Annotated in this window: 12 protein-coding genes; 6 read left to right on the top strand and 6 right to left on the bottom strand. The window is 71.2% G+C overall.

Features of this window, described 5'->3' with window-relative positions:
• Positions 1-9 precede the first annotated feature (9 nt).
• Both OHT77_RS08990 and OHT77_RS08985 read right to left on the bottom strand, forming a co-directional pair.
• Positions 10-639: a DedA family protein gene (locus tag OHT77_RS08990; protein WP_328827577.1), complete on the bottom strand. Its 630-nt coding sequence runs from the start codon at positions 637-639 to the stop codon at positions 10-12.
• Complete coding sequence (locus OHT77_RS08985; protein WP_328827576.1) at positions 636-1,409, bottom strand: MBL fold metallo-hydrolase; 774 nt, start codon at positions 1,407-1,409, stop codon at positions 636-638. Before OHT77_RS08985 ends, OHT77_RS08990 begins: the two co-directional genes overlap by 4 nt.
• Positions 1,410-1,494: 85 nt before the next feature.
• Between OHT77_RS08985 and OHT77_RS08980 the strand changes: the two genes are divergently transcribed.
• The 6 genes from OHT77_RS08980 (at position 1,495) to dnaK (ending at position 9,514) form a co-directional block, all read left to right on the top strand.
• Positions 1,495-1,926, top strand: a complete 432-nt coding sequence (locus OHT77_RS08980) for a hypothetical protein (protein ID WP_328827575.1) — start codon at positions 1,495-1,497, stop codon at positions 1,924-1,926.
• A gap of 81 nt (positions 1,927-2,007) precedes the next feature.
• On the top strand, positions 2,008-4,083 hold the full coding sequence (locus tag OHT77_RS08975; protein WP_328827573.1) for a phage holin family protein: 2,076 nt from the start codon (positions 2,008-2,010) through the stop codon (positions 4,081-4,083).
• 91 nt (positions 4,084-4,174) lie between these two features.
• Complete coding sequence (locus OHT77_RS08970) at positions 4,175-5,236, top strand: ATP-binding protein (protein ID WP_328827572.1); 1,062 nt, start codon at positions 4,175-4,177, stop codon at positions 5,234-5,236.
• Positions 5,233-7,038, top strand: coding sequence for a vWA domain-containing protein (locus tag OHT77_RS08965; protein WP_328827571.1), 1,806 nt, complete (start codon positions 5,233-5,235; stop codon positions 7,036-7,038). Before OHT77_RS08970 ends, OHT77_RS08965 begins: the two co-directional genes overlap by 4 nt.
• Before the next feature lie 54 nt (positions 7,039-7,092).
• The gene (locus OHT77_RS08960; RefSeq protein WP_266774099.1) at positions 7,093-7,518 is read left to right on the top strand and encodes an OsmC family protein; all 426 of its coding nucleotides are present in this window, start codon (positions 7,093-7,095) and stop codon (positions 7,516-7,518) included.
• A 115-nt stretch (positions 7,519-7,633) separates the two neighbouring features.
• Positions 7,634-9,514 carry a molecular chaperone DnaK gene (gene dnaK, locus OHT77_RS08955; protein ID WP_328827569.1) on the top strand — a complete coding sequence of 627 codons (1,881 nt, stop codon included), beginning with the start codon at positions 7,634-7,636 and terminating at the stop codon, positions 9,512-9,514.
• Here the strand turns inward: dnaK and narI are convergent.
• From narI to OHT77_RS08935, 4 genes are read right to left on the bottom strand one after another with little or no spacing between them, the layout of a single operon-like run.
• Entirely contained in the window at positions 9,511-10,233 is a 723-nt protein-coding gene (gene narI, locus OHT77_RS08950; protein ID WP_328827568.1) for a respiratory nitrate reductase subunit gamma, read from the bottom strand. The two genes, dnaK and narI, sit on opposite strands and share 4 nt — an antisense overlap.
• Positions 10,230-10,724, bottom strand: a complete 495-nt coding sequence (gene narJ / locus OHT77_RS08945) for a nitrate reductase molybdenum cofactor assembly chaperone (RefSeq protein ID WP_328827566.1) — start codon at positions 10,722-10,724, stop codon at positions 10,230-10,232. The genes narI and narJ overlap by 4 nt, the downstream gene beginning before the upstream one ends.
• Positions 10,724-12,331, bottom strand: coding sequence for a nitrate reductase subunit beta (gene narH, locus OHT77_RS08940; RefSeq protein ID WP_328827565.1), 1,608 nt, complete (start codon positions 12,329-12,331; stop codon positions 10,724-10,726). Before narH ends, narJ begins: the two co-directional genes overlap by 1 nt.
• Entirely contained in the window at positions 12,331-16,014 is a 3,684-nt protein-coding gene (locus OHT77_RS08935) for a nitrate reductase subunit alpha (RefSeq protein WP_328827564.1), read from the bottom strand. Before OHT77_RS08935 ends, narH begins: the two co-directional genes overlap by 1 nt.
• Between the last annotated feature and the right edge of the window lie 56 nt (positions 16,015-16,070).

Here is a 16,070-nt window from a genome sequence, read left to right as displayed (position 1 = left end):
ATTTGCGGCTCAACCGGCAGCCCGAACCCGCTTCCACAAGCTGGGCACCACACTGATCACCACAGTCAACGCAACAGCCGCCACCACACCCTCCCAGGGCTCGGGGAACAGCGAGCCCCCCAGGATGCCGATCAACTGATACGTCACGGCCCACGCCAGACACGCGGGCGCATTCCCCCGCGCAAACCGCCGGATCGGCCACTCCGCCATAAGACAGGCCAACATCACCGGAATCCGCCCGGCAGGCACCAACCGGGACAGCACCAGCACAGCCACCCCGTGATCGGCCAGCTTCGCCTGCGCCTGCTCCAGCCGCTCCTCCGGCGCCCGCGCCCGAATAGCCTCCAGCCACCGCGACCCGTTCTTCGACCCCATCCCCCGCCGCCCCAGCCAGTACAGGGCGACATCCCCGAGAAACGCGGCCAGCGAAGCCGTGACGAACACCAGCGCCAACGCGAACGGCGCCGTCTGATGAAACGCGACCACGGCCGCCGAACTCACCAGCGCCCCGGTCGGAATCACCGGCACCAGCGCCCCGAACAGCACCAGCAGGAACAACGACGGGTACCCGATGGCCTGTTGGGTGGACTCGGGCGAGGTCGTCGCGGTCGCCGACACCGCCTCCGTTATCCAGCTCACCGGGCGACCTCCGGCCGCACGCTCTCCCCGTGCCCGAGCCGGTGCACCGACACCGACGGCGCGAGCTGCGCGGCGATCCGCACGAACTCGTCGCCCGGCGTGTGGAATTCGTGCGGGCGCACCGCGTCCATCCCGATCGGCCAGTACGTGCCGTAGTGTACCGGCACCGCGCTGCGCGGCGCGAGCCGGGCGAGGGCCTGGGCCGCGCGGCCCGCGTCGAGATGCCCCTCGCCGAGATACGGGCCCCAGCCGCCCACCGGCAGCAGCGCCACGTCGACCGGCCCGACCTCCTTGGCCATGTCGTCGAACAGCCCGGTGTCCCCGGCGAAGTAGGTCCGCGCCTCGCCCTCGACGACGTAGCCCAGCGCGGGGGACCGGTGCGGTCCGACCGGCAGCCGGCGGCCGTCGTGCCGGGCGGGGACGGTCCGTACGACCAGGTCACCGACCCGTGTCTGGTCGCCGGGGGCCACTTCCTCGATCCGCAGCTGCCGGAGCCGGCGCAGTCCGGGCACCGCGCGGAGTGCGCCCCGGGGCACGAGCAGGCGCGTGCCCGGCGCGAGACCGGCCAGCGAGGGAAGGTGCAGGTGGTCGGCGTGGAGGTGGGAGACGAGCGCCAGGTCCGCGCGCCGGGCCCCGGCCGGAGGCACCGCGCCCCTCCGGCGCCGCAGATGCGCGAGGCGGCGCGCGAACAGGGGGTCGGTGAGGACGCGTACGTCCGAGTCCTCGATCGTGCAGGTGGCGTGACCCCACCAGGTGATCTCCACCGGCACCTTCTTTGCCTCCTTCGCGCGACTCCCCCGAAGCCTACGGGCAGGAGTAGGGTCGGCGGCGAAACCCGGAGGTGAGGGGGACGCCATGGGACAGGTACGCGGTGCCTCCGGTATGCCCGTGCCGGTGCGGGTCACGGCGATCGCCAGCCTGACGCCGCTGGAGGAGCTGGACGAGGACCCCTTCCTGGTCGACTCCCGCAGCCAGCACGCGATGTGTGCCCGCTGGGCCGCCGACCACGGCTATGTGATCGCCCGCGAGCTTCTGGTGCGCGGTCTGCGCCCCGACCACTGCGCCCTGTGGGACGGCGTCCGCCCCGGCCTCGACCTGTTCGTCGCCCCCAGCCGCCGGGTCCTGGAGAGCGCGCTGTCGTCCGTCGAGGAGTTCACCGACGAGTGCGCGCGCCGCGGGGTCCGCATCGAGACGGTCGGCAGCGCGGAACCCTCCTACGACGCCCAGGCGAAGGCCCGCGTGCACCGCCGTCTGTCGATGCCGACGGCGGGCTACGACGGCCGCTAGCACCGGGGGCCGTCCGTCCCGCATGACAGGCTGGGGGAGGCCCGCCAGGTCGACGGGCCAGGGACGTGAGGTGTTCGGGGCGTGGGTCGAGTGCGTTGGCGGCGGCTCGTCAGTCAGATCGGGCGCAGTGTCGCGGTGTGGGCGGTCTCCACGGTCACCATGCTGGTGCTCGCCGGGATCCTGCCGGACTTCCAGCTCCAGTCGGCGGACGGTGACAGCGCGACCCGGATCGCGGTCACGGCCGCGTTCGGCGCCGGCGCCTTCGGTCTCCTGTCGGCCCTGGTCTGGCCGCTGCTGGTGCGACTGCTGCTGCTGGTGCCCGCGCTCGTCCTCGGCCTCCTCGTGTTCGTGCTCAACGGGTCGCTGCTGCTGATCGCGCTGCGCATCAACCCGGACGGCGGGCTGCGCGGCCAGGTCGCGCCCGAGACAGCCGTCGTGGTGGCCGCCGTGATGTCCGCCGTCGCCTCCGCCACCGGCGGTGCCCTCGCCGTGCGCGACGACGACGCCTACCGCCGCCGTCTCTACCGCCTCGCCGACCGCCGCCGAAGAACCCTGCCGCCCGGCCCGTCCAGCCCCGGCACCGTCTTCCTCCAGCTCGACGGCGTCGGCCACGACGTCCTGCTGGGCGCGGTCGCCAGGGGCCTGATGCCGACGGTCGCGAAACTCCTCGGCGGCGACCGCCCCAGCCACCGCCTCACCCCCTGGCGCACCGACTGGTCCAGCCAGACCGGCGCCAGCCAGCTCGGCATCCTGCACGGCTCGAACCACGACATCCCCGCGTTCCGCTGGTACGAGAAGGACACCGGCGAGGTGATGGTCTGCAACCGCCCGACCAGCGCCGCCGAACTCCAGCGCCGCGCCATCGAGTACACCGGCGACGGCGGCCTGCTCACCGTGGACGGCGCGAGCCGCGGCAACCTGTTCAGCGGCGGCGCCGACGAACAGGCCCTCGTGCTGTCGATCGCGACCCGTCGCCGGAACCGGGAGAACCGTTCCCGCGCCGGCTACTTCGCCTACTTCTCCGACCCCGCCAACGCCGTCCGCACCGCGATGTCCTTCGTCGCCGAGGTCGGCCGCGAGATCGGCCAGTCGACCCGCGCCCGCCTCACCAAGCAGCGCCCCCGGATCAAGCGCGGCGGCCTCTACCCCCTCGTCCGCGCCTTCGCCACGGTCGTCGAGCGGGACGTCGTCGTCGCGGCCGTCATGGGCGACATGCTCGCCGGCCGCACCGCCGTCTACGCCGACCTCGTGGCCTACGACGAGGTCGCCCACCACTCCGGACCGCGCAGCCGCGACGCCGCCAAGGTCCTCCAACGCCTCGACCGCGCCCTCGCGTTGATCGAGAACGTCGCCGAGCACGCCCCCCGCCCCTATCGCATCGTCGTCCTCTCCGACCACGGCCAGAGCCCCGGCGAGACCTTCCAGGGCCGCTACGGCCTCACCCTCGGCGACCTGGTGCGCGCGGGCTGCGGGCTGCCCGTGCCGCGCCGGGCCCGCCGCACCCACAGCGGCGCCGAGGCGCGCGCCGCCGTCCGCGCGGCACTGCGCCGGCCGGTCGAGAAGGGCGACGGGCTCCACCGCCAGCCCGGCCGCCACTCCGAGCCGGTCGTGCTGGCCTCCGGCAACCTCGGCCTGGTCTCCTTCCCGGACGTGCCGCACCGCATGACCAAGGAGGAGATCGACGCCCGTCATCCGGCGCTGCTGACGACCCTCGCCAACCACCCCGGCGTCGGCTTCGTCCTCGTCCGCAGCGAGGAGCACGGCGGGGTCGTCCTCGGCGCGCACGGCGCGGAGCTCCCGGTGGCCGAACTCGACGACAAACAGGCCCCGTTGGCGGACTTCGGCCCCGGCGTCGCGGACGCCGTCCGGCGCACCCACTCCTTCCCGCACACCGCCGACATCATGGTCAACTCCTGGTACGACCCGGCCGAGGGCGAAGTCCTCGCCTTCGAGGAGCAGATCGGCTCCCACGGCGGCCTCGGCGGCTCCCAGGCCAAGCCGTTCCTGCTGTCGCCGTACACCTTCTCCGCGCTGGTCGAGGACGGCGAGGACCTCGTCGGCGCCGAGCACGTCCACCGGGTGCTGCGGCGCTGGCTGCGCGAGTGCAACGGGCCCCAAGTCCCGCTGGCGGCCGAGCCGGAGGAGCACGCCGCCTGAAAATCGGCTGCGCCGGGTGGGCCGCAGGCACACACTGGGGGCACCGGAGCGCGCTCGCGCCCTTGTCGAACCCCCTTGAGGAGAGCCTCCTTTGCAGGCTGCTGTCACCGTCACCCCTGCCCGGATACCGGAGCTGCTGCTCGGCCTCGCGACCGTCCGCCCGGTGTTCATCTGGGGTGCGCCCGGCATCGGAAAGTCGTCCCTGGTAAGGGAGTTCGCCCAGTCTCTCGGCCTGGAGTGCGTCAGCCTGCTCGGTACGCAGCTCGCCCCCGAGGACCTCATCGGCGTCCCGCAGATCCGGGACGGGCGCTCGGTGTTCTGCCCGCCGGAGTCGATCGCGCGGGACGAGCCGTACTGCCTGTTCCTCGACGAACTCAACGCGGCCACACCGGATGTGCAGAAGGCGTTCTACTCGCTGATCCTGGACCGCCGCATCGGCACCTACGAACTCCCCAAGGGCTCCATCGTGATCGGCGCCGGCAACCGCGCGACCGACAACGCGCTGGCCCGGCCGATCTCGTCCGCGCTGATCAACCGGCTCACCCACGTCCACCTGGAGGCGTCCCCGAAGGACTGGCTCAACTGGGCCGCCGCCAACGGGATTCACCCGTGGGTCCTGGACCACCTCACCGACCGGCCCGACCACCTGTGGTCCAAGCCGCCGAAGACCGAGGAGGCCTTCTCCACACCCCGGTCCTGGCACATGCTCTCCGACGCCCTGGGCTCCTTCGGGCCCGACCTCGACGAGAACACCCTGAAGGTCATCGCGCACGGCACGCTGACCCCGGCGCACGCGGTCGCGTTCTGCGGCTACGTCAAGATCGTGCGCAGCCGGTTCGGCATCGAGGCCGTCCTCAAGGGCGACGCCCGCTGGCCCAACCGGACCGAGGACCGCGACCTGCTGTACTACCTCGCCGAGTCCTTCCGGGGCCGTCTGATCAAGGAACTCCCGGCCAGCAAGGAGCACTTGTCGGCCAACGGCCGCCAGACCGCCTACCGCGCCAAGTCCCTGCTCGTCCAACTCGCCGAGATCTCCGTCGAGGTGGCCCAGAGCGTCATCGCGTCGGACGAGGACGGCAACCCGGTCCTGCCCGCCTGGTTCCTCGTCGAGGCGGCCCGGGACATGCCCCGGCTGGTGGAGGCGCGGCGGTGACCCGTACCCGCGGGAAGGACCCCGGGAAGAAGAAGCCCGACCCGGCGACCGAGGCCTTCGCCGCGGGGCTGAAGCTCGTGTGGGCCAACCCCGCGCTCGCCGCGATCGACTTCGAGCTGTGCCGGGAAGAGGAGTGCCGGGCCGCGCCCGAGGACGGCCTCGTGCTCGTCAACTCGAACGGGTACCTCCACGCGCACGCCACCCGGCTCGCCGAACCCGCCGAATGGGCCTGGGCCATCGCGCACGCGCTCCTCCACCTCGGCTTCGGACACGTCCCCGGCGCGCCCGGCGAGCGCGAACAGCCCGACCGCTTCGACCTCGCCGCCCGCTGCGTCGTCGTCAACCGGTTCCTGCTCACCTTCCCGGTCGGCCGCACCCCCGACGACCTGCCCGCCGCCTACCCCGCGGGCGACGAGGAGCGGCTCGCGGCCCACTGGCGCCAGGACGGCATCCCGGCCGCCTACGAGCACTGCGGTACGGCCGGCGGCGCGCCCGACCAGCGGCTCGTGCCGTGGCACGGCTGGCCCGGCAAGCCCGTGGACTGGCAGCTCGCCTTCGCGAGCGCGCTGACCCGGACCATGTCCGTCGCGATGGACATGGCCGGCGGCCGCCGCGACTCGATGTACGGCGGCCCCACCCGACTCCAGCCCTGGGAACGGGCGTTGAGCTGGTTCGTGTCCTCCTACCCGCTCCTCGGCGGCATCGCCGCCGGCATCAAGGTCGTCGCCGACGCCGAACTCGCCCGCGCCCACGGCATCTCCGTCGCCGCCGTCGACACCGAGGCGGCCGAGATCTACATCAACCCGCTGCGCCGGTTCGGCGACGAGGAATGGCGGTTCGTCCTCGCCCACGAGATGCTGCACGCCGCCCTGCGCCACGGCGACCGCTGCGGCACCCGCGACCCGCTCCTCTTCAACATCGCCGCCGACTACGTCATCAACGGCTGGCTGCGCGAGATGGACGTCGGCACGATGCCCGAAGGCCTGCTGTACGACCCGGAACTGAAGGACCTCTCCGCCGAGGAGGTCTACGACCGGATCGCCGGCGACCTGCGCCGGATGCGCCGCCTGGCCACCCTGCGCGGCAAGGGCGCGGGCGACATCCTCGGCGGCCCGCTCGGCAGTCCGCGCGACTACGTGGACCTCGACGAGTTCTACCGGCGCGGCCTCGCCCGCGGCCTCGACCTGCACCAGCAGCACGAACGGGGCTTCCTGCCCGGCGGGTTGATCGAGGAGATCCGCACGCTGAGCCATCCGCCGCTGCCGTGGGACGCCCAACTCGCCCGCTGGTTCGACGAGTTCGTGCCACGCCCCGAGCCCGTCCGGTCGTACGCCCGCCCCTCGCGCCGCCAGTCGTCCACGCCCGACATCCCGCGCGCGGGCCACTGGTTCCCGCCGGAGGAGATCGCCCGCTGCACCTTCGGGGTCGTCCTCGACACCTCCGGCTCGATGGACCGCACCCTCCTGGGCAAGGCGCTGGGCGCGATCGCCTCGTACGCCGAGGCCCGGGACGTACCGGCGGCCCGGGTCGTGTTCTGCGACGCGGCCCCGCACGACGCGGGCTATGTGGCGGTCACCGACATCGCGGGCCGGGTCCGCGTGCACGGGCGCGGCGGCACGGTCCTGCAGCCCGGCATCGACCTGTTGCAGCGCGCCGACGACTTCCCGCCGGGCGCGCCCGTCCTCGTCATCACGGACGGCTGGTGCGACGTGCTGCGAGTGCGGCGCGAACACGCCTATCTGATACCGCAGAACGCCCGTCTGCCGTTCACCGCCCGTGGGCCGGTCTTCCGCGTGCGCTGAACAGGAATGTGATCGGATGGGCCCCGAACGACATCCGCATCGAAAGGAATCACCGTGGCAACCACGCGCACCGCACACACCGTCTGGGAAGGCAACCTCCTCCAGGGCAGCGGAGACGTCACCTTCGACTCGTCAGGCATCGGCGTACAGCCCGTGTCATGGGCGTCGCGCGCCGAGCAGGCCAACGGCAAGACCAGCCCCGAGGAACTGATCGCCGCCGCGCACTCCAGCTGCTTCTCCATGGCGCTCTCGCACGGCCTGGCCGGCGCGGGCACCCCGCCCACCCGCCTGGAGACCAAGGCCGACGTCACCTTCCAGCCCGGCGAGGGCATCACCGGCATCCACCTCACCGTCCGCGGCGAGGTCCCCGGCCTGGACGCGGACGGCTTCAAGGCCGCCGCCGAGGACGCCAAGAAGAACTGCCCGGTCAGCCAGGCGCTCGCCGGGACGACGATCACGCTGACGGTGGAATCCGCCTGACCCCCGCCACCGCTCCCGCTCGATGCCGCGCCCGGAAAAACGGGTGCGGCATTGACATTCCCGCACTCAAGTTTTGTGCTGGAGATCGGGCAGCGCCTGGCGGAAGGGGACGGCGATGGGACGTGCGGTCGGAATCGATCTGGGGACCACGAACTCGGTGGTCGCGGTGCTGGAGGGCGGGGAGGCCACGGTGGTGGCCAACGCCGAGGGGGCGAGGACCACTCCCTCGGTCGTGGCCTTCGCGAAGAACGGCGAGGTGCTTGTCGGCGAGGTCGCCAAACGGCAGGCCGTGACGAACATCGAGCGCACCGCGCGCTCGGTGAAACGCCACATGGGAGACACCGCATGGCGGTTCCCCGATACGGGTGCTATCGACGGAACGCGGTACCGCGCCCAGGAGTTGTCGGCGCGCGTGCTGCAGAAACTGAAGCGGGACGCGGAGGCCTATCTCGGCGAGGACGTCACCGACGCCGTGATCACCGTCCCCGCCTACTTCGACGACTCCCAGCGCCAGGCCACCAAGGAGGCCGGCGAGATCGCGGGCCTCAAGGTGCTGCGGATCATCAACGAACCGACCGCCGCCGCCCTCGCCTACGGCCTGGACCGGGGCGAGGAGCAGACCGTGCTGGTCTTCGACCTCGGCGGCGGCACCTTCGACGTGTCACTGCTGGAGATCGGCGACGGCGTCATCGAGGTCAAGGCGACCAACGGCGACACGCATCTCGGCGGCGACGACTGGGACCAGCGGGTCGTCGACCACCTCGTGAAGAAGTTCAAAGGGCAGTACGGCGTCGACCTCGGCAAGGACAAGATGGCGCTCCAACGCCTGCGCGAGGGCGCGGAGAAGGCGAAGATCGAGCTGTCCTCGTCCTCCGAGACGACGATCAACCTGCCCTACATCACCGCCTCCGCAGACGGCCCGCTGCACCTCGACGAGAAGCTGACCCGCGCCGGGTTCCAGGAACTCACCGCCGATCTGCTGGACCGCTGCAAGACGCCCTTCCACCAGGCGGTCAAGGACGCCGGCATCAAGCTGTCCGCCGTCGACCACGTCATCCTCGTCGGCGGCTCGACCCGGATGCCCGCCGTCACCGACCTCGTCAAGGAACTCACCGGCAAGGACCCGCACAAGGGCGTCAACCCGGACGAGGTCGTGGCGGTCGGCGCGGCGCTCCAGGCCGGGGTCATCCGCGGCGACGTGAAGGACGTCCTGCTGCTCGACGTCACCCCGCTGTCCCTGGGCATCGAGACCAAGGGCGGCATCATGACGACGCTCATCGAGCGCAACACGACCATTCCCACCCGGCGTTCGGAGATCTTCACCACCGCCACCGACAACCAGCCCTCGGTCGGCATCCAGGTGTATCAGGGCGAGCGTGAGCTCGCCGCGTACAACAAGAAGCTGGGCGTCTTCGACCTCACGGGCCTGCCGCCCGCCCCGCGCGGGGTCCCGCAGATCGAGGTCGCCTTCGACATCGATGCGAACGGCATCATGCACGTCTCGGCGAAGGACCTGGCCACCGCCCGCGAGCAGAAGATGACCGTCACCGGCGGCTCGGCGCTGGCCAAGGACGACATCGACCGGATGATGCGGGAGGCCGAGCAGTACGCCGACGAGGACCGCAGGCGCCGCGAGGCCGCCGAGACCCGCAACCAGGCCGAGCAACTCGTCTACCAGACCGAGAAGTTCATCCAGGAGAACGAGGAACGCGTCCCGGGAGACATCAGGACCGAGGTCGAGGCGGCGGCCGCGGAGGTGAAGTCCCTGCTGGAACACACCGCCGACACCGCCGAGTTGCGCGCCTCCGTCGAGAAACTCGCCACCGTCAGCCAGCGCATGGGCCAGGCGATGTACGCGCAGGCCGCCCAGCAGGCGCCCACGGAACAGGCGCAGGACACCGACGAGCCCGACCCCGCGCACCAGCAGGAGGAGGAAGGCGTCGTCGACGCGGAGATCGTCGACGACGAACGCGACACGAAGGGCCCCGCGGCCTAACTCCCGGTCCGCTCCCACCCCCGCCGCTCCGGCCGCGGCCCCAGCTCCCTGGGGTCGCGGCTGCGGTAGATCACGTACGGGCGGAACAGGTACTGCACCGGCGCGCTGAACATGTGGACCAGGCGGGTGTACGGCACCAGGGCGATGAGCACCATGCCGATCACCGCGTGGACCTGGTACAGCACCGGCACACCCGTCATCAGCTCGGTCTTCGGCTGGAGGGTGAAGAGGCTCCGGGCCCAAGGGGCGATGGAATCCCGGTAGTTGTAGCCGTTCCCGGAGGCGTGGGTCAGCTTCGCCACCATGCCCATCACGATCGCCGCGAGCAGCACGACGTACATCAGCTTGTCGTTGACGGTGGTCGCCCGGAACACGGGTGCGTTCGTGCGGCGGCGGTAGAGGAGGAGCAGGATGCCGGTGACCGTGAGGACGCCGGCCGCGGTGCCGCCGTAGAGGGAGAACAGGTGGTACGTGTGCTCGCTGACGCCGGCCGTGCGGGTCCAGGACTCCGGGACGAACAGGCCGACCAGGTGGCCCGCGAGGACGAAGAGGATGCCGTAATGGAAGGCCGGGGAGGCGATGTTGAGGAGTCTCGACTCGTAGACCTGGGAGGAACGTGTCGTCCAGCCGAACTTGTCGTAGCGGTGGCGCCAGAAGAGGCCGGCGACCAGGAGGACCAGGGCAAGGTAGGGCAGGGCGCCCCACAGGAAGGTGCTCATCGGCGTGCCTCGGCGGGGGCGGGGGGCAGGGTGGCGCAGACGGCGTCCAGGACGGTCGCGTACGGCGTGCCGAAGTCGGCCAGCCGGGAGCGGAGTTGGTCCAGGGCGGCGCGGTACTCGGAGAGGAGGTCGAGGTTGCCGGTGCGGGATGTGAACTCCAGGACCGCGGGGAGGAAGTCGGGCAGCTCCTCGCCGGTGAACTCCAGCCCGTGGGCCCGGTACAGGTCCTTGAAGCGGACCAGGGACATGCCGCGCCGCCGGGTGTCGCCGTCGTGCCACCAACTCAGGTACAGGCTGTGCCGGTTCTTGAAGTCGAAGACCTGGACGTAGTGCGCGGCCAGGTCCTGGGGCGGGGTGAGGGCCGCGTGGTCGACGAACTCCCGTAGTTGCGGGGCGGCTTCGCGCAGCAGGGGGAGCCGGGCGCGGAAGTCGTCGTCGGGGTAGGTCAGGCAGAGCGCGGCCGCCTGGTACAGCACAGCGTCCGAGGGCATCAGGCATCCTTCGTGTCGTGGTCCGGGTGGTCCGCGGTCTGCCGGTCGCGCAGCGCGTGGAAGTTCTCCACGGACACGATCGGCAGCAGCTTGCGCCCCGAGTCCCGGCCGAACGGCCCGTCGCCGCCCGCACCGGGTTCGTCGTGGTGGCCGACGCTGCACTCGTCGGGCAGCGCGGACTCCTCCAGCCGGCGCGCGTCCCCGACCGCCGCCGTCGGAATCACGTACCGGTCCTCGTACTTGGCGATCGCCAGCAGCCGGTACATCGCCTCGATCTCCTCGGGCGTCATCCCGATCGCGGCGGCGGTCGCCGGGTCGGGCTCCTCGCCGAGGTTGATCGCCCGCATGTGGGAGCGCATCGCGGCGAGCTTCTCCAACGAGGCCCGGACCGGGGCGACATCACCGGCGGTGAAGAGCTCCGCGAGGTACTCCAGAGGGATGCGGAGCGTGTCGATCGCGCCGAACAGATTGCCCGCGTCCTCGCCGTCGTGCCCGGTCTCCGTCAGCGCGTCGACCACCGGCGACAGCGGCGGGATGTACCAGACCATCGGCATCGTGCGGTACTCGGGATGCAGGGGCAGCGCCACCCGGTACTCGCTGATCAGCGTCCGCACGGGGGAGCGGCGGGCCGCCTCCATCCAGTCGTACGGGATGTCGGCCTCCTCGCACGCCCGCTGCACCTCGGGGTCGTGCGGGTCGAGGAACACCCCCAACTGGGCCTCGTACAGCGCCTTCTCGTCCCGTACCTCGGCCGCCTCGGTCACCTTGTCGGCGTCGTACAGCATCACCCCGAGATACCGCAGCCGCCCCACGCAGGTCTCCGAACACACGGTGGGCAGGCCCACTTCGAGGCGCGGATAGCAGAGCGTGCACTTCTCGGCCTTGCCGGTGCGGTGGTTGAAGTACACCTTCTTGTACGGGCATCCCGTCACGCACATCCGCCAGCCCCGGCAGCGGTCCTGGTCGACCAGGACGATGCCGTCCTCGGCCCGCTTGTACATCGCGCCGGACGGACAGGACGCCACACACGCCGGGTTGAGGCAGTGCTCGCAGATGCGTGGCAGATAGAACATGAAGGCCTGCTCGAACTCGAACTTCACCTTGTCCGAGGCCTGTTGGCGGGTCCGCTCGACCATCGGGTCGAAGTCGCCGTAGGCCGGGGCGCCCGCGAGGTTGTCGTCCCAGTTCGCCGACCACTCGATCTTCATCGGCTTGCCGTCGAGCTGCGAGATCGGCTGCGCGACCGGGTAGTCGTCGCCGAGCGGGGCGTCGGTGAGGTTCTTGTAGTCGTAGGTCCAGGGCTCGTAGTAGTCCTTGATCTCCGGGAGCTCGGGGTTGGAGAAGATCCCCGCGAGCTTCCTGAACCGGCCGCCCGCCTTCAGCTTGAGGGCGCCGCGCCGGTTCAGCTCCCAGCCGCCGCGCCAGCGTTCCTGGTCCTCGTAGCGGCGCGGATAGCCCTGCCCGGGGCGGGTCTCGACGTTGTTGAACCACACGTACTCCATGCCACGCCGGTTGGTCCACGCCTGCTTGCAGGTGACCGAACACGTATGGCAGCCGATGCACTTGTCGAGGTTCATGACCATGGCGATCTGGGCCATCGGACGCATCAGTACTCGACCTCCTGGCTGCGGCGGCGGATGACCGTCACCTCGTCACGCTGGTTGCCCGTCGGGCCCAGGTAGTTGAAGGCCCAGCTCAACTGGGCGTAGCCGCCGATGAGATGGGACGGTTTGAGGATGAGCCGGGTGAGCGAGTTGTGGATGCCGCCGCGCCTGCCGGTGGTCTCCGTGACGGGGACGTTGACCGTGCGCTCCTGCGCGTGGTGCATGTAGACCGTGCCGGGCGGCATCCGGTGCGAGACGACCGCGCGGGCCACGACCACGCCGTTGCGGTTGACCGCTTCGATCCAGTCGTTGTCGACGACGCCGATCGCCTCCGCGTCCTGCGGCGACATCCAGATGTTCTGACCGCCCCGGGACAGCGCCAGCATGAACAGGTTGTCCTGGTACTCGGAGTGGATGGACCACTTGTTGTGCGGAGTGAGGTAACGGACCGTCACCTCCCGTTGCCCGTCGGGCCCGAGGACCGGTTCGCCGAACAGCCGGTGCATGTCGAGCGGCGGCCGGTACACCGGCAGCGCCTCGCCCAGTTCGTGGATCCAGTCGTGGTCCAGGAAGAAGTGCTGGCGCCCGGTGAGCGTGTGCCACGGCTTGAGCTGCTCGAGGTTCTGCGTGAACGCCGTGTAGCGCCGCCCGCCGGACTCGCTGCCCGACCACTCCGGCGAGGTGATCACCGGGACCGGCGCCGCCTGGGTGTCGGCGTACGTGACCCGCTTGCCCTCGTGCTCGGCGGCCAGGTGCGCCATCGGCTGTCCGGTGCGCTCCTCCAGGGTGCGGAATCCCTGCGTGGAGAGACGGCCGTTGGTGGTGCCGGAGAGGGCGAGGATGGTGTTGGCGGCCTTCACCGCCGTGTCGAGGGAGGGGCGGCCCTGGTAGCCGACGCCGTTCAACTCCCGCAGCTGCTGGACCTCTTGGTCCGGCTTCAGGGCGATGCCCTTGGCGGGCAAACCGAGTTGTTCCACCAGCGGGCCGAGCGCGGCGAACTTCGCGCCGATCGCCGTGTAGTCGCGCTCCACGACCGTGAGCGTGGGCATCGTCTTCCCCGGGATCGGCTCGCACTCCCCGCGCCGCCAGTCCAGGACGACCCCGCCCGGCTGGGCGACCTCGCCCGGGGTGTCGTGCTGGAGCGGGGTGGCCACCAGATCCTTGCGGACCCCGAGATGGTCCACGGCCAGCTCGCTCAGCCGCTCGGCCAGCGCCTTGAACGTGTCGAAGTCGGTCCGCGCCTGCCACGGCGGATCCACGGCCGGGGTGAACGAGTGGACGTAGGGGTGCATGTCCGTGCTGGACAGGTCGTGCTTCTCGTACCAGGTCGCGGCGGGCAGCACCACGTCCGACAGCAGCGTCGACGACGTCTGCCGGAAGTCCAGCGACAGCAGCAGGTCGACCTTCCCCTCCGGCGCCTCCTCGCGCCAGGTCACGTCCCGCGGCCGGACGTCCTCCGGCGCCTCCTCGGCCCGCAACGACGAGTGTGTGCCCAGGAGATGCTTGGTGAAGTACTCGGCGCCCTTCGCCGACGAGCCCAGCAGATTGGCCCGCCACAGGGTCAGCACACGCGGCCAGTTCTCCGGCGCGTCCGGGTCCTCGCACGCGAACTTCAGCTCACCGGAACGAAGTTGGGCGACCGTGTTGGCGACCGGGTCACCGAACGCCTCCCCGAGTTCGAGAGGGTTGCGGTCGAACGTCGGATACGACGGCATCCACCCCGTGCGCGCCGACAGGGCCAGGCAGTCGGCGCCCGTCATCCCCGTGAACCGGCCCTCGCCCAGCGGTGAGGCGAGGACGTCGGCGGCGAAGCGGTCGTAGCGCCACTGGTCGGTGTTGAGGAACCAGTACGCGGTGCCGATCATCTGGCGGGGCGGGCGGGACCAGTCGGAGGCGGCGGCGAGGGTGGCCCAGCCGGTGGAGGGGCGGCACTTCTCCTGGCCGACGTAGTGCGCCCAGCCGCCGCCGTTGCGGCCCTGGCAGCCGGTGAGCTGGAGGAGAGCGAGGAAGGCGCGGTAGATCGTCTCCGAGTGGAACCAGTGGTTGGTGCCGGCGCCCATCAGGATCATGCAGCGGCCCTTGGACCGCTCCGCCGTGCGCGCGAACTCCCGCGCGATCTTCACGCACTTGGCGGCCGGGACGGAGGTGTGCGCCTCCTGCCAGGCGGGGGTGCCCGGGGTGCGCGCGTCGTCGTAGGAGGCGGGCCAGCTGCCCGGCAGGCCGTGCCGGAAGACGCCGTACTGTGCCAGCAGGAGATCGTGGACAGTGGTCACGAGCGGGCCGTCGGGGCCGCCGAGCCGGGTCGCGGGCACGCCTCGGCTGAGGACCTCGCCGCGTCCCTGGCCGTGGGGCCCGCCCTCGGTGTCGAATCGCGGGAGGAGCACCTCCACAGCGGCCGAGACCTTGCTGCCGTAGAGGCTCAACTGCGGCTTGATCTGGCCGAGTTCGAGGTTCCAGCTGCCCTTGCCGGACTCGGTCCAGCGGAAGCCGAGGGAGCCGTTCGGGACGACCGCGCGGCCGGTCTCCGTGTCGAGGACGACCGTCTTCCAGTCGGAGCCCTCGTCCGACTGGCCGAGGTCGGCGGCGCGCAGGAACTTGCCCGGGACGTACGCGCCGTCGCGTTCGGTGAGGGTCACCAGGAAGGGGAGGTCGGTGAACTGCCGTACGTAGTCCGCGAAGAAGGGGGTCTCGCGGTCGACGAAGAACTCCTTCAGGATGACGTGCCCCATCGCGAGGGCCAGCGCGCCGTCCGTGCCGGGGTGCGGGTGCAGCCACTCGTCGGCGAACTTGGCGTTGTCCGCGTAGTCGGGGGCGACCACCACGACCTTCTGGCCGCGATAGCGGGCCTCCGCCATCCAGTGCGCGTCCGGGGTGCGGGTCACCGGGACGTTGGAGCCCCACATCATCAGATACGCGGCGTCCCACCAGTCGCCCGACTCCGGCACGTCCGTCTGGTCGCCGAAGACCTGCGGGGAGGCGACGGGGAGGTCCGCGTACCAGTCGTAGAACGACAGCATCGGGGCGCCGATGAGGGAGTGGAAGCGGGCGCCCGCCGCGTGCGACACCATCGACATGGCCGGGATGGGGGAGAAACCGGCGATGCGGTCGGGGCCGTAGGTCTTGATGGTGTGGACGTGCGCGGCGGCGACGATCTCGACCGCCTCGTCCCAACTCGCCCTGACCAGACCGCCCTTGCCGCGGGCCTGCTGGTAGCGGCGGCGGCGTTCGGGGTCGTTCTGGATGTCGGCCCAGGCGTCGACGGGATCCTGGACACGGCTTTTCGCCTCCCGGTACATCTCCAGCAGGACGCCCCGGACGTACGGGTAGCGCACGCGGGTGGGGGAGTACGTGTACCAGGAGAACGCGGCGCCGCGCGGGCAGCCGCGGGGCTCGTACTCGGGGCGGTCCGGGCCCACCGACGGGTAGTCCGTCTGCTGGGTCTCCCAGGTGATGATGCCGTCCTTGACATACACCTTCCACCGGCACGAACCCGTGCAGTTCACGCCGTGGGTGGAGTTCACGACCTTGTCGTGGCTCCACCGGTCCCGGTAGAAGGCGTCCGCCTCCCGGCCGCCCGCCAGCCCGATGCTGTGCAGATCGGCCGCCGCCGTGCCCGGGCGGAAGAACCGTCCGGCCCGCAGCAGCGCCGCTCCCGGCTCGGTGGGCGGTGTCCGCGTGTCCGTCACCTGCGCTCCCTTGCTCGCCCGTGGTGTCGAACCTAGGGCGGGGCGGGGGAGCGCAC

The sequence above is a fragment of the Streptomyces sp. NBC_00252 genome (genome assembly GCF_036187565.1).
GTDB lineage: Bacteria > Actinomycetota > Actinomycetes > Streptomycetales > Streptomycetaceae > Streptomyces.
Note: the sequence above shows the minus strand (reverse complement) of the source record. Positions and strands in the feature narration are given on the sequence as shown.